This is a genomic window from Leclercia sp. W6 (assembly GCF_003336345.1).
Taxonomy (GTDB): Bacteria; Pseudomonadota; Gammaproteobacteria; order Enterobacterales; family Enterobacteriaceae; genus Enterobacter.
Genome location: NZ_CP031104.1, coordinates 2,010,652 through 2,024,553, shown reverse-complemented (window position 1 = coordinate 2,024,553; position 13,902 = coordinate 2,010,652). Strand labels below are relative to the sequence as shown.

The window sequence follows — 13,902 nt, the reverse complement described above, 5'->3', positions numbered from 1 at the left end:
GATGGCGGCCCCCGGGCCGCCTTTTTTTATTCCTTGAGCTTGTACTGGCGGCTGCGTTAACTTTAAACTTCTTTACATAAGGTAAGGCTGGTGCCGGTCTGCCTTTCTATAATGAAGTGAAGCCCCGGTGATGAGGGCGTGACGTATAGCAAACAGGGGGCAAGGGATGTTGCTGAATAATATGTATGGTCGTCAGCTGTCGGCACTCAGTTTGTGTCTGACGGTAATAGTTGCTCCGCTGTTTAGTGCGCGGGCGGATGAGCCCGAGCTGGTTCCTGTCGATAGCTCCGCCACGGTGGGCGCGCAACCGACTGCGCTGTCCCAGCCGCTTGAGCAATCGCCTGCCACCGCCATAATGGCCGGTATCCGGCCGCTGCCTGCGGATGTCAATGCAGAGCAACGCCGTCAGGAATTGCTTGCGGCGCTGCCTGCCGGCTACACCCCGGCCTATCTCAATCAACTTACGCTGCTGTATGCCGCGCGTGACATGAAGCCGATGTGGGACGATCGTGAAGCTGTGCGCGCGTTCCAGCAGCAGCTGGCTGAAGTCGCCATCGCCGGTTTTCAGCCGCAATTTACTGCCTGGGTCGAGTTGCTGACCCAGCCTGCCGTCACCGGGATGGCGCGCGACGTCGTGCTGTCCGATGCGATGATGGGCTACCTGCAGTTTGTGGCGGGGATCCCGGTCAACGGCAACCGCTGGCTCTACAGCAACAAGCCTTACAAGCTGGCGACACCGCCGCTGTCGGTGATTAACCAGTGGCAGCTGGCGCTGGATAACGGCACGGTGCCGCACTTCATTGCCGGGCTGGCTCCGACGCATCCGCAATATGCTGTGATGCACCAGTCTCTGCTGCAGCTGGTGGCTGACACGCAGCCCTGGCCACAGATTCAGGGCACCGCTAAGCTGAGCCCGGGGCAGTGGAGCAGCGATGTTCCGGCCCTGCGTGAAATCCTGAAGCGCTCAGGCGTGATTGACGGCGGGCCAAAAATTGCCCTGCCGGGTGACGATCCGCAAAGCGTGGTCGTCAGCCCGTCGGCGCCCTCCGTCGAAAAGAAGACGAAGTCCGTCTCCAGCAAGCCGGCCTCCTATGACCGTAGCCTGGTTGAAGCGGTAAAAGCGTTCCAGGCCAGCCAGGGGTTGGGCGCGGATGGCGTTATCGGCCAGGCGACGCGTGAGGCGCTAAACATGACCCCCGCACAGCGTGCCGGGGTGCTGGCGTTGAATATCCAGCGTCTGCGTTTGCTGCCGGGAACACTCTCGACGGGCATCATGGTGAATATCCCGGCCTTTTCGTTGGTCTATTATCAGAACGGCAGTGAAGTGCTGGCCTCCCGCGTGATTGTGGGCCGCCCGGATCGTAAAACGCCGATGATGAGCAGCGCGCTGAACAACGTGGTGGTTAACCCGCCGTGGAACGTGCCGCCGACGCTGGCGCGCAAAGATATTCTGCCGAAGGTGTGGAATGACCCGGGCTATCTTGAACGCCATAACTATACCGTCCTGCGCGGCTGGAACAGTAAAGAGGCGATAGATCCGTGGCAAGTCGACTGGGCGACCATCACGCCGGCGAATTTACCTTTCCGTTTCCAGCAGGCACCTGGTGCACACAACTCGCTGGGTCGGTATAAATTCAATATGCCAAGCTCGGATGCCATCTATCTGCATGATACGCCGAACCACAACCTGTTCCAGAAAGATGCCCGTGCGCTCAGTTCTGGGTGCGTGCGTGTCAATAAGGCGTCAGAACTGGCAAATATGTTGTTACAGGATGCTGGCTGGAACGACACACGTATCTCGGATGCGCTGAAGCAGGGTGACACGCGATATGTAAATATCCGCCAGAATATTCCGGTTAATCTGTACTATCTCACCGCCTTCGTCGGCAAGGATGGCCGGACGCAGTATCGTACAGATATTTACAATTATGATGAGACCGCCCGGTCCAACATACAAATTCTGCCCAAGGCAGAGCAATTGATCAGATAAATGAAGAAGTTCGGAAAATTCCGGTAGTCTAAATGGAAAAATAAACGGGGTCTTGCGGTTGCAAGCCCCGTCTTTCCTGGGTTGTGGTGCCTTGACGATGACAGGTTTGCCCGGTAATGTGCCCTTCGTGCGCTGTAAAGCATCTATACGATAACATTGACCTGTAGACCTGATTACCATGGACAAATTCGACGCTAATCGCCGTAAGTTGTTGGCGTTAGGTGGCATTGCGCTGGGCGCGGCCATCTTACCTACGCCATCATTTGCCACGCTCTCTACCCCTCGACCACGTATTTTGACGCTTAATAACCTGCACACAGGTGAGTCGATCAAAGCTGAGTTTTTTGATGGTCGGGGCTATATTCAGGATGAATTAGCCAAGCTGAATCACTTTTTCCGTGATTTCCGCGCCAATAAAGTAAAGGCCATCGATCCGGGATTATTTGACCAGCTTTACCGCCTGCAGGGTTTGCTTGGCACCCGCAAACCGGTCCAGCTCATTTCCGGCTACCGCTCTCTTGATACCAATAATGAATTGCGCGCCCACAGCCGCGGTGTAGCTAAAAAGAGCTATCACACCAAAGGGCAGGCGATGGATTTTCATATTGAAGGCGTTTCGTTAGCCAATGTTCGCAAAGCTGCGTTATCTATGCGCGCAGGTGGTGTAGGATATTACCCACGTAGCAACTTTGTGCATATTGATACCGGGCCATTGCGGCACTGGTAATAACAAATCAGGAGCAGTATGAACTATCGTATTATTCCGGTCACCGCCTTCTCCCAGAACTGCTCGCTTATCTGGTGTGAACAAACCAAACTGGCAGCCCTGGTCGATCCCGGTGGCGATGCAGAGAAGATCAAACAGGAAGTCGCTGCCGCTGGCGTGACCTTAATGCAGATCCTGCTGACCCACGGTCATCTCGATCACGTGGGGGCGGCGGCTGAACTGGCACAGCATTATGGCGTGCCGGTGATTGGCCCGGAAAAAGAAGATGAGTTCTGGCTGCAGGGATTACCGGCGCAGAGCCGCATGTTTGGTCTTGATGAATGTCTTCCCCTGACGCCAGATCGCTGGCTGAATGAGGGCGAGAGCGTCAACGTGGGCAATGTGACATTACAGGTCTTGCATTGTCCAGGGCATACTCCAGGCCATATTGTTTTCTTTGATGACCAGTCGCGTCTGCTGATTTCTGGCGATGTGATCTTTAAAGGCGGCGTAGGGCGCAGTGATTTCCCCCGGGGCGATCACGGCCAGCTGATTCGCTCGATCAAAGAGAAGTTATTACCGCTGGGCGACGATGTGACCTTTATTTCAGGTCATGGCCCGATGTCTACCCTGGGATACGAACGGCTGCACAATCCGTTCCTGCAGGATGAAATGCCGGTCTGGTAACGAACATTAAAAAAGCCTGCTTTAAGCAGGCTTTTTTAATTGCCCGGTGGCGCTACGCTTACCGGGCCTACACGTAGGCCGGGCAAACGCAGTGCCGCCCGGCTTAAAGCATTACAGCACCGCGACAATCGCTTCGCACAGCGGCGCCATGTTATCCGGCGTCATCCCCGCCACGTTAACACGACCCGATGCCACCGCATACACACCAAACTCTTCGCGCAGACGCAGAACCTGCTCTTTGGTCAGGCCGCTGAATGAGAACATGCCATTCTGTTTGATGATAAAGCTGAAGTCGCGATCCGCCCCTTTTTCCGCCAGGGTGTTCACAAACAGCTGACGCATGCGCTGAATACGCTGACGCATGTCGTTCAGTTCCTGCTCCCAGATAGCGCGCAGGGCGTCATTGCTGAGAATAGTCGCCACTACAGACGCACCGTGAGCCGGCGGGTTAGAGTAGTTAGCGCGAATAACAGATTTCATCTGGCTGAATGCACGGTCAACGGTCTGCTCATCAGACGCCACCAGCGTACAGGCACCTACGCGCTCGTTGTAGAGGCCGAAGTTCTTGGAATAGGAGCTGGCAACAATCAGCTCTTTATGGACTGCTGCGAAGGCGCGCAGGCCTTCGGCGTCTTCTTCCAGGCCACGAGCAAAGCCCTGATACGCGAAGTCGAACAGCGGCAGCCAGCCTTTTTCTACGGAGAGTTTCGCCAGCTGTTCCCACTGCTCAAGCGTTGGATCAATCCCGGTTGGGTTATGGCAGCAGCCGTGGAACAGCACCACATCGCCCGCCTGCGCTTCGCTCAGGCTTGCCAGCAGGCCGTCGAAGTCCAGAGAGTGGTTGGCCGCGTCGTAGTAAGCATATTCACGCACTTCCAGACCTGCAGAGTTAAAGACACTCTTGTGGTTCGGCCAGCTCGGATTGCTCACCCAGACGGTTTTTACGCTGGTGTTTTTGGCGAGGAAATCCGCTGCCACGCGCAGTGCGCCAGTACCGCCAGGGGTCTGCGCTGTGCGGGCACGTTTATCGCTGACAATCGCGCTGCCTTTGCCGAACAGCAGTTCCTGGGTGCAACGACCAAATTCCGGAATACCGTCGATGCCGAGGTAGTTTTTGGTATTTTCATTTTCCAGCAGATACTGCTCAGCTTTTTTAACGCTGGTCAGTACCGGGGTCTTGCCGGTCTCATCTTTATAGACACCAATACCCAGGTTAATTTTCCCAGGGCGGTCATCGGCACGAAACAGATCGGCCAGGCCCAGAATAGGGTCGGCAGGGGCGGCGGTAATGTTCTCAAACATGACGAAGTTCCATTGTGGTTACGGAAGTGAAATCCGCTATCAGGTTAACGATAGTTCTACAAAATGCCAACCGTTTGCTACAAAAAGCGTGCGGCTTTTCAAAAGTCGCCATTTTTTGCTTTCAGGCATAAAAAAACAGGGCCGAAGCCCTGTTTTTTAGACATATAACAAAGTGGTGTACTGATTAGAACTGGTAAACGATACCTACACCCGCCTGGTCGTCGGTAGACAGGCCAGTTGCTTCGGTGTAGTTGTTGTCATCCAGCAGGTTGAAGCGGTACGCAGCGTACACGTTCATGTTTTTGTTGAAGTAGTACCATGTACCCACTTCTACGTATTTCACCAGGTCAGCATCGCCGCCGGAGAAACCGTTACGACCGGTCAGATCTTTACCTTTGGACTGAACGTAACCCACGGATGGACGCAGACCGAAGTCGAACTGGTACTGAACCACAGCTTCAACGTTCTGAGTCTTGTTCGCGAACTCGCCGTCGTTTTCACGGGTCATGTTCTGAGATTCGCCGTACATTACCGCTGCGTACAGGTTGTTTGCGTCATATTTCAGGGAGGTTGCCCAGCCTTCAGCACGTTCGCCTTTACCGTCAACACTCTGCGCAGTAGAGCGGTCAGAGTTAGAGTAAGCTGCAGTTACGTTGAAGCCTTCAGCGAAGTCATAACCCAGAGAGTAGCTGCCGCCGTCGCCGTTCTGACGGCCGGTGGTGTGGCCAGATTCGTTTTTGCCCTGGTACTGCAGACCCACTGCCAGGCCGTCAACCAGACCGAAGAAGTCAGAGTTACGGTAGGTAGCCAGACCGGTGCTACGTCCGGTCATGAAGTTGTCGGTTGCCGCCAGGGAGTCGCCGCCCCAGATGACGAACATATCGGTAGAAGCCAGCGCATCGTAGAACACGCCGTAGTTACGACCGTAGTCGAATGAACCGTAATCACCAGCTTTCAGGCCTGCGAATGCCAGACGGGTCTTGGTACCCTGAGCGCCTTCCTGGGAAGAAGCGTCCATGTTGTATTCCCACTGACCGTAACCGGCCAGCTGGTCATTAATCTGAGTTTCACCTTTGAAGCCGATACGCGCATAGGTGGTATCACCGTTGTTGGTGTCACCGTTGGTGGTCCAGATGTGCTCACCTACAGCTTTACCGTAGAAGTCCAGCTTGTTAGCGTTTTTGTTATAAATTTCTGCTGCGTTAGCTGCACCGGCTGCCAGCAGGGCAGGGATAACCACTGCCAGGATATTGCGCTTCATCATTATTTATTACCCTCATTGGTTTTTTATGACACTCGCCACTGCCGTCAATAAATTCTGTCAATAAATATTTCCGGAACTATTGATGAGAGTTTGGTGTCTTTATGTGTCTGACAGGCATCTTTCCATTCAAATAGCGGTTTCGCTAGCCTGAAAGTGCTACAAACATAAAGAATCGGTTACAATAAGAAAATATGTGTAACTAAATGTGAATTTTAAGGAACTTTGTGAGGCACCTCAAAGTTCAGAGTTGAATGGCTAAATTTAAAGCTTCACATATTCTATCTATATGAATTGCTTATCTTAATTTTAGATAATGACTTTTTTTATGATCCGAAGCATTAGCGAACAATTTTTCTTATTTCTGAAGATGGACGTCTGGATAGCCGGGAGTTTGTGCGAAAAATGTGCTAATGCTTAAGAAAGAGATTAGGCGCAATAAGAATAGGGTTTATTTTTTGTTCAAAGATGTTTCGTGGAAATAAAGCGTAACACTGAAGAGGATATTGCGGGGTTGCGCTTTAAAGATGCTGACTTTCAACTGACACAAGTTGACACGGCAGGATAAAATAATGGCCAGCATAGCTGGCCATTGAGTATTACGGGATTAGAACGTTGCGCTGCGCGGAGTACGCGGGAAAGGAATGACATCACGCACGTTCTGAACGCCGGTGACATAGGCAATCAGACGCTCAAAACCGAGCCCGAAACCGGAGTGCGGCACGGTGCCATAGCGACGTAAATCGCGATACCACCAGTAGTCCTCTTTGTTGAGGCCCATTTCAGCCATACGCGCATCCAGCACATCCAGACGCTCTTCACGCTGAGAACCACCGATGATTTCACCGATGCCCGGCGCCAGCACGTCCATCGCGGCAACGGTTTTGCCATCTTCGTTAAGGCGCATATAGAACGCCTTAATGTCTTTCGGATAGTTTTTAACAACCACTGGCGCCTTGAAGTGTTTCTCGGCAAGGTAACGTTCATGCTCGGAAGCCAGATCAACGCCCCAGTAAACCGGGTTCTCGAACTTCTCACCGCATTTCTCAAGGATCGCGACGGCATCGGTGTAATCCACCTGCGCAAAGTCAGCAGAGACGAAACGCTCCAGACGGGCAATCGCATCGCTGTCGACGCGCTCGGCGAAGAATTTCATGTCGTCTGCGCGCTCGGTGAGCACGGCCTTGAAGACATACTTCAGCATCGCTTCTGCCAGGCCCGCAACATCATTAAGATCGGCGAAGGCCACTTCTGGCTCCAGCATCCAGAATTCTGCCAGGTGGCGGCTGGTGTTGGAGTTTTCAGCACGGAAGGTCGGGCCGAAAGTGTAGATCTTAGACAGCGCACAGGCGTAGGTTTCGCCGTTCAGCTGGCCAGACACGGTCAGGAAGGCCTCTTTACCAAAGAAATCTTTGTCGTAGTCCACTTTGCCTTCTGGCGTGCGCGGCAGGTTTTCCATATCCAGCGTGGAGACGCGGAACATCTCGCCTGCGCCTTCGGTATCAGAAGCGGTGATAAGCGGCGTGGAGACCCAGAAGAAACCCTGCTCGTCGAAGAAGCGGTGCAGCGCCTGTGCAAGCGTATGACGGACACGGGCCACGGCACCAATCATGTTGGTACGCGGGCGCAGGTGAGCCACTTCGCGCAGATACTCGATGCTGTGGCGTTTTGCCGCCATCGGATAGGTATCTGGATCTTCAACCCAGCCGGTCACTTCAATGGAGGTGGCCTGCAGTTCGTAGCTCTGACCCTGGCCCTGAGAGGCCACGATTTTACCGGTGACGACAACGGAGCAACCCGTGGTCAGACGCAGCACTTCCTGATTGTAATTGGGCAGAGAATTATTAATTACGGCCTGTACAGGATCAAAGCAGGAACCGTCATAGACGGCGAGGAATGAAAAGCCAGCTTTTGAATCTCGGCGGGTACGCACCCATCCGCGCACGGTGACTTCGCTGTCAACGGCTACGCGGCCCTGGAGTACGTCGGCTACAGGCACAACGCTCATAATAGTCTCTCTATGTAGTCCAAAAATAAAATCTGTATCCCCTTCAATGGGGGGATATCTATGTTACCTGTCATCTTCCATCAGACAAGTAGAATTCGCATATGAAAGGGCGGATTTCGGAAATAATAATGGTGCAGGCAGATTCCTTGCCTGCCACCATCACCTTTCGCGCAAGCTACTCAATCACTACCGTCATTTCCTGCTTGGCATTTTGCATCGATACGATGGTGCGGAACGATTTAATATTTCCCGAAGCGAAGAACAGCTCGCGGGTCAGCGCCTCGTATTCCGCCATATCCCGCACGTTTATCACCAGCAGGAAATCGAAATCGCCCGTGACGTAATAGACCTGCTGTACCTGCGGACAATTCACGAATCGTTGCTTATCTTCCTCAAGCAGGTCGAGACGTTCGTTCTCAATGGTGACCTGAACCATGATGGTGATTGGGCGACCCACCTTACTGGCATTGACCACGCTGACGCTGCCCTTGATGATGCCGGCCTCCTCCAGTGCGGCGATCCGCCTGTTGACCGCTGAAGCGGACAGGCTGACGCGATCGGCAATTTCCCGCTGCGACAGACGATTCGTCTGCTGTAAAAGCGTGAGAATTTTTTTATCCCATGTATCCAGTTTCATCGTGTTAGCAACCTCAAAACAGTGTGATCGACCTCACTAACGCAATTTTGTTGCATTACAGCGGTAAAGGAGGGTGAAAGTTGCGCGGTAGTGGGCAATTTTGCGCCATTTTACCATCGGGCGAAGTGTACCATCACTTTACCCGTAAAGCGTTAAATCGCTTCGAAGAGTCAGCCCACGCTGTTTCACATTTTAAGGTGCACTTATGACGGACAGGATTAATTTTCATTTTAACGCGCGACGCAAAGCCTATGGCCAGGGGGGGAGCCTCAGCCTGCTCAGTGAGCAGGTTGGCGACGAAGTGCTGGCTTTCCATCAAAAATTTCCCGCTTACCAGGTAACGCCGCTGCGCCGGCTGGACCACCTAAGCCAGCGTCTGGGGCTGGGATCGATACATATTAAAGATGAGGCCCAAAGATTTGGCCTGAACGCCTTTAAAGGGCTCGGGGGATCTTATGCCATGGGGAAATATCTCGCCGGCCTGCTGGGACGCGACATTAATACCCTGAGTTTCGCCGACCTTAATTCAGCGGAAATAAAAGCCCGGATTAAAGATATTGTCTTTGTTACCGCCACCGATGGTAATCACGGACGCGGTGTTGCCTGGGCGGCGGAGCAGCTCGGCCTGCGGGCAGTGGTTTATATGCCAAAAGGCTCTTCGCCGGTGCGGGCGCAAAATATTCGCCAACACGGTGCCGAGTGCACCATCACCGAGCTCAACTACGACGATACCGTGCGTCTGGCCGATAAAGCGGCCAGAGAGCAGGGCTGGGTGTTGCTGCAGGATACGGCATGGCAGGGCTATGAGCAGATCCCCACCTGGATTATGCAGGGCTATATGACCCTTGCCGTTGAAGCCTGGGAACAGCTGCGGCAAAGCGGCACGCCGTTACCGACACATCTCTTTTTACAGGCCGGGGTGGGGTCTTTCGCGGGCAGCATCATGGGCTATTTTGTCGAGAAAATGCAGTACCTTGCGCCGACGATCGTCATTGTGGAACCGCATCAGGCGAACTGCCTGTACCGCTCTGCAGTTATCAATGACGGGCAACCCCACAGCGTGGGGGGCGATATGGCCACCCTGATGGCCGGACTGGCCTGTGGCGAACCGAATATTATTAGCTGGCCGATGCTGCGTGACCACGCAACCTGTTTTATCTCCGCCGATGATCACCTTGCCGCCAACGGCATGCGCCTCCTTGCCGCGCCGCGTCCCGGTACCGATGAGCCCTTTGTTTCTGGTGAGTCTGGCGCTATCGGCGCCGGGGTGCTGCATGCCCTGATGACCCAACCGGAGCATCGCGAAATCGCTGAATCACTGCGCCTCAATGCCGACGCCCATGTCCTGTTAATCAGCACAGAAGGGGACACCTCCCCGGATATCTATGAAGAGATCGTCTGGTTTGGCCGTAACGGTTAATCGCCCACGGCATTAGCAAGAGGGCCATTTTACCTACCCTACAGGCCCTCGGTATGGCACGCGTTCTGACAATAAAACATACGCGTTATCGCGTAATGCACAGAGAGAACATGACCAATGAATAGTGAAATTGCTGTTACAGAAAGAGGATATTGCAATCCCGCAAAATGGCATAGCGAAGATACCGTCTGGGTGCTTGGCCTGTTCGGGACAGCGATTGGCGCCGGAGTACTGTTTCTACCGATAAACGCCGGGATTGGAGGCATATGGCCGTTACTTATCGTTTTCGTCCTCGCGTTTCCCATTACCTATCTGGCGCACCGTGGGCTGGCGCGATTTATTTACTCGTCTAATACCCCGGAAAGCACCATTACCGATGCGATTGGTGAACATTTCGGCATGCTGGCGGGTAAAGTGTTTACCGTTATCTATTTCTTTGCCGTCTATACCATTCTGATTATGTACGCGGTAGCAATAACCAATACCGCACAGAGTTTTATCACCCATCAACTGGGGATGGCCGAGCCGCCGCGGGCGCTGGTGGCGATTGTGCTAATCCTCGGGCTGATGTTTATCGTCCGACTGGGGCAACGGTTGATTATGCGGGTGATGAGCGCGCTGGTTTACCCCTTTATCCTCTCGCTTATTTTTATGGCGCTGTTTCTAATTCCACACTGGAACGGGGCGATCCTGCATACCTTAAATGTCAGTACGACAGGTGGCGGACACGGCATGTTATTGACGCTGTGGATGACATTTCCGGTACTGGTGATGTCCTTTAACCATTACCCAATTATCTCCCCAATGGTGGTGCGCCAGAAGCAGCGTTACGGCCAGGCACTGGCCGAGCGTAAATGCGGACAGATCCAGCGCTACGGGATCCTGTTGATGACCTTGGTAGTGCTGTTTTTTGTACTTAGCTGCGTCTTAAGCCTGTCGCCGCAGCAGTTGGCGGAGGCGAAGGAGCAGAATCTCTCCATCCTCTCATATCTTGCCAACCAGTTTGGTACGCCGGTTATCGCCTGGCTGTCACCGATTATCGCTTTTGTTGCTATTACCAAATCCTTTCTGGGTCACTATATCGGTGCCTATGAATCGCTGCGCGATCTGATCGTTGAAGCCGCCGCCGCGCGCGGGAAAAAACCGGCTATCCGCTCGGTCGACATCGTGATCTTGGTTTTTATGGTTTTGACCTGCTGGTTCGCCGCCTACAAAAATCCCAGCATCCTCGGAATTATTGAATATATCAGCGGCCCCACCGGGGCGGTGATCCTGCTGCTGTTACCCATGTACGCCATCCATAAATTACCTGCGCTGGCACCGTACCGCGGCAAAACCAGCAACGTTTTTGTCACCCTGATTGGGTTGATTACCGTCTCCGCCATTTTTTACGGCATGTTCAAATAACCACGATCACTAGCGAGATTGTTATGCGTCACTATTTACAGATTAACGGCCAGCGTCTTATCGATTCTTTGTTCGCGCTCGGCGAGTACGGTGCACTAGAGAGTGGGGGTGTCTGCCGCCTCGCGGCCACCGCAGAGGATAAAGCTGGCAGGGATTTTGTTGTCGCCAGAATGAAGGCTCTGGGGCTGGATGTCAGTATTGATGCTATCGGTAACGTCACCGGCGTGTATGCCGGCGAAGAGGCTCTGCCTATGGTCATGATGGGATCGCATATTGATACCGTCGGCACCGGCGGTCTGTATGACGGCAACTACGGCGTCATGGCCGGGCTTGAGGTGATTGCCACGCTGCAGGAGGCAGGGATCCGTGCCCGGCGTCCGCTGGCGGTTACCTTCTTTACCAACGAAGAGGGGGTGCGCTTCCAGCCCGATATGATGGGCAGCGTAGTGTTTGCCGGAGAATATCCCCTGGAGGCGGCGCTGGCGGCAAAAGATCGCGAGGGCATTACTCTTGACGAGGCGCTGCAGGCGATTGGTTACAAAGGCGAAGGCAGGCCTGGCGATATGTTGGTGGATAGCTACGTCGAACTGCACATTGAACAAGGGCCAATTCTCGACAAAGAGGGAACCGATATCGGTGTGGTTACCGGAGTGCAGGGGATCTCATGGCAGGAGCTGACCCTGACCGGCGTCTCTAACCATGCTGGCACTACACCGATGTCGATGCGTCACGACGCCGGTCTGGCGGCAGCAAAAATCGCCGTCTTTGCCCGTGAACTGGCGCTGGATCTTGGCGGCGATCAGGTCGCCACGGTGGGGCACATCAGCGTCAAACCCAATCTGATTAACGTCATACCCAACCAGGTCGTGATGTCGGTAGATCTACGCAATACCGATAACGCAATTTTAAAACTGGCCGAACAGCGGCTGGCGGATTTTATCGCCACAACGGCACAGGACGAAGGGGTGAAAATATCCAGCCGTTCGCTGGTACGTTTTAATCCAGTCATTTTTGCCGATGATATTGTCAACGTCGTGGAGGATGAGGCCAGACGTCAGGGCCTGAGCACACGACGACTACCGAGTGGCGCAGGTCACGATGCGCAGTTTATGGCCTCGGTGTGTCCGGCCGGGATGATCTTTGTCCCCTGCCTCGACGGCATCAGCCATAACGTCAACGAACATAGCGACCCTGAAGACCTGATTGCCGGCGCCAACGTGCTGCTACAGGTGGTTTTACAGCGTGCCCAGCGTCCGGCTTAACCTTAACTGGAGATTATGATGAATCAGGAACAGCTCAAACAGCAGCTTATCGCATGGCGTCACCATCTGCACGCCAACCCGGAAAGCGCCTTTGAAGAGGTAAAAACCGCGCAGTTTATTGCCGAAAAACTCCTGAGTATGGGGATTGAGGTGCATCGGGACATTGGCAAAACCGGGCTGGTGGGGGTGCTGAAATGCGGGGAGGGTAAAGGTGTCATCGCGATCCGCGCCGATATCGACGCGATTCAACTGACCGAAAAGAGCGAAATCTCTTATCGCTCGGACACGCCAGAACGCATGCATGGCTGCGGTCACGACGGTCATACTTGTATTGCGCTGGGGGCAGCGCAGCTGTTGTTACAGCGCCAGAACTTCAATGGCACTGTCTGCTTTGTCTTCCAGCCAGCCGAGGAACCGGGTTACGGTGCGAAAGCAATGATGGCGGACGGGTTAATCGGGCGCTTTGGCATTGAAGAGATATATGGCCTGCATAATATGCCGGGCATGAGGGCGGGGACGATAGCCACCCGGGTTGGTGGCATTATGGCCAGCGAAGATAACTTTATTATTCGCATTACCGGCCAGGGGGCGCATGCCGCGCGTCCGCATATGGCCAAAGACCCGCTGGTGATTGCGGCGGAAATTATTCTTGCACTGCAAACCATCGTATCGCGCAACGTCGATCCTAACGTGCCGGCAGTGATCTCCTGTACGGAACTGCACACCGACGGCATCCGCAATGCCATTCCGACCCATGTCGAAATCAAAGGCGACACCCGTAGCGATTCTCCGCAGGTGCAGGCTCTGCTGGAGGAGCGGATGCGCACCATCAGCGAAGCGATTTGTGCTATGCACGGGGCGCAGTGCGAATTCATTTACACCCATGAGTTCGCGCCGACGGTGAACTGGCAGGAATGTGTAAATGTGGCCGTGAACGCGGCGATCAATGTGGTGGGTGCGCAGAACGTTGAAGGTAACGTCGCTCCGATGATGATCTCTGAAGATTTCGGCGCTTTCCTGCAGCAAGTGCCTGGCTGCTTTGTCTTTTTAGGTAATGGTGATGCGTCGGACCCGCAGGGTAATACGCCGCTACACAATGCCTGCTATGACTTTAACGATGAGATTTTACTGACAGGCGCGGAGTATTTTGCTGAGATCGTCAGAACCCGTCTGCCGCTGTAGAGTGAGCAAAAGCAAAAGGGTCCCTGCATCGCAGCAGGGA

The 13,902-nt window shown here is 54.0% G+C and carries 11 protein-coding genes; 7 read left to right on the top strand and 4 right to left on the bottom strand.

All coding sequences use genetic code 11. The annotated features are described in order from the left end of the window. The first annotated feature begins 166 nt into the window (after window positions 1-166). From ldtD to DVA43_RS10005, 3 genes are all read left to right on the top strand, one after another. On the top strand, window positions 167-1,990 hold the full coding sequence (gene ldtD, locus DVA43_RS10020; RefSeq protein WP_114315439.1) for a L,D-transpeptidase: 1,824 nt from the start codon (window positions 167-169) through the stop codon (window positions 1,988-1,990). A gap of 178 nt (window positions 1,991-2,168) precedes the next feature. Then, a complete protein-coding gene (locus DVA43_RS10010; RefSeq protein ID WP_103823365.1) occupies window positions 2,169-2,717 on the top strand; it encodes a YcbK family protein in 549 nt (182 codons plus the stop codon). An 18-nt stretch (window positions 2,718-2,735) separates the two neighbouring features. Beyond that, on the top strand, window positions 2,736-3,383 hold the full coding sequence (locus DVA43_RS10005; RefSeq protein WP_039029469.1) for an MBL fold metallo-hydrolase: 648 nt from the start codon (window positions 2,736-2,738) through the stop codon (window positions 3,381-3,383). Between the two features lie 111 nt (window positions 3,384-3,494). Here the strand turns inward: DVA43_RS10005 and DVA43_RS10000 are convergent, their stop codons facing one another. From DVA43_RS10000 to DVA43_RS09980, 4 genes are all read right to left on the bottom strand, one after another. Beyond that, on the bottom strand, window positions 3,495-4,685 hold the full coding sequence (locus DVA43_RS10000; RefSeq protein ID WP_103178937.1) for an amino acid aminotransferase: 1,191 nt from the start codon (window positions 4,683-4,685) through the stop codon (window positions 3,495-3,497). Between the two features lie 184 nt (window positions 4,686-4,869). Next, complete coding sequence (locus DVA43_RS09995; protein WP_114315438.1) at window positions 4,870-5,949, bottom strand: porin; 1,080 nt, start codon at window positions 5,947-5,949, stop codon at window positions 4,870-4,872. A gap of 604 nt (window positions 5,950-6,553) precedes the next feature. Then, entirely contained in the window at window positions 6,554-7,954 is a 1,401-nt protein-coding gene (asnS, locus tag DVA43_RS09985; RefSeq protein WP_103178939.1) for an asparagine--tRNA ligase, read from the bottom strand. A gap of 175 nt (window positions 7,955-8,129) precedes the next feature. Then, window positions 8,130-8,591, bottom strand: coding sequence for an Lrp/AsnC family transcriptional regulator (locus DVA43_RS09980; RefSeq protein ID WP_114315437.1), 462 nt, complete (start codon window positions 8,589-8,591; stop codon window positions 8,130-8,132). Between the two features lie 205 nt (window positions 8,592-8,796). Here DVA43_RS09980 and dpaL point away from each other — a divergent pair, with 205 nt between their 5' ends. The 4 genes from dpaL (at window position 8,797) to DVA43_RS09960 (ending at window position 13,862) form a co-directional block, all read left to right on the top strand. Next, entirely contained in the window at window positions 8,797-10,011 is a 1,215-nt protein-coding gene (gene dpaL, locus DVA43_RS09975) for a diaminopropionate ammonia-lyase (RefSeq protein WP_114315436.1), read from the top strand. A 117-nt stretch (window positions 10,012-10,128) separates the two neighbouring features. Continuing rightward, window positions 10,129-11,418, top strand: a complete 1,290-nt coding sequence (locus DVA43_RS09970; RefSeq protein WP_114315435.1) for a septum formation initiator — start codon at window positions 10,129-10,131, stop codon at window positions 11,416-11,418. Window positions 11,419-11,441: 23 nt separating this feature from the next. After that, entirely contained in the window at window positions 11,442-12,680 is a 1,239-nt protein-coding gene (locus DVA43_RS09965) for a Zn-dependent hydrolase (protein ID WP_114315434.1), read from the top strand. Between the two features lie 18 nt (window positions 12,681-12,698). Further along, window positions 12,699-13,862 (top strand): M20 aminoacylase family protein, encoded by a 1,164-nt coding sequence (locus tag DVA43_RS09960; protein WP_114315433.1) that lies wholly within the window; start codon window positions 12,699-12,701, stop codon window positions 13,860-13,862. Window positions 13,863-13,902: the final 40 nt, after the last annotated feature.

Excerpts from the sequence above, each read along its gene's own strand:
- DVA43_RS10000 (WP_103178937.1), bottom strand. The coding sequence starts at position 4,685 with ATGTTTGAGAACATTACCGCCGCCCCTGCCGACCCTATTCTGGGCCTG.
- DVA43_RS09960 (WP_114315433.1), top strand. The coding sequence starts at position 12,699 with ATGAATCAGGAACAGCTCAAACAGCAGCTTATCGCATGGCGTCACCAT.
- DVA43_RS09965 (WP_114315434.1), top strand. The coding sequence starts at position 11,442 with ATGCGTCACTATTTACAGATTAACGGCCAGCGTCTTATCGATTCTTTG.
- DVA43_RS09980 (WP_114315437.1), bottom strand. The coding sequence starts at position 8,591 with ATGAAACTGGATACATGGGATAAAAAAATTCTCACGCTTTTACAGCAG.
- DVA43_RS10010 (WP_103823365.1), top strand. The coding sequence starts at position 2,169 with ATGGACAAATTCGACGCTAATCGCCGTAAGTTGTTGGCGTTAGGTGGC.
- DVA43_RS09995 (WP_114315438.1), bottom strand. The coding sequence starts at position 5,949 with ATGATGAAGCGCAATATCCTGGCAGTGGTTATCCCTGCCCTGCTGGCA.
- DVA43_RS09970 (WP_114315435.1), top strand. The coding sequence starts at position 10,129 with ATGAATAGTGAAATTGCTGTTACAGAAAGAGGATATTGCAATCCCGCA.
- asnS (WP_103178939.1), bottom strand. The coding sequence starts at position 7,954 with ATGAGCGTTGTGCCTGTAGCCGACGTACTCCAGGGCCGCGTAGCCGTT.
- ldtD (WP_114315439.1), top strand. The coding sequence starts at position 167 with ATGTTGCTGAATAATATGTATGGTCGTCAGCTGTCGGCACTCAGTTTG.
- DVA43_RS10005 (WP_039029469.1), top strand. The coding sequence starts at position 2,736 with ATGAACTATCGTATTATTCCGGTCACCGCCTTCTCCCAGAACTGCTCG.
- dpaL (WP_114315436.1), top strand. The coding sequence starts at position 8,797 with ATGACGGACAGGATTAATTTTCATTTTAACGCGCGACGCAAAGCCTAT.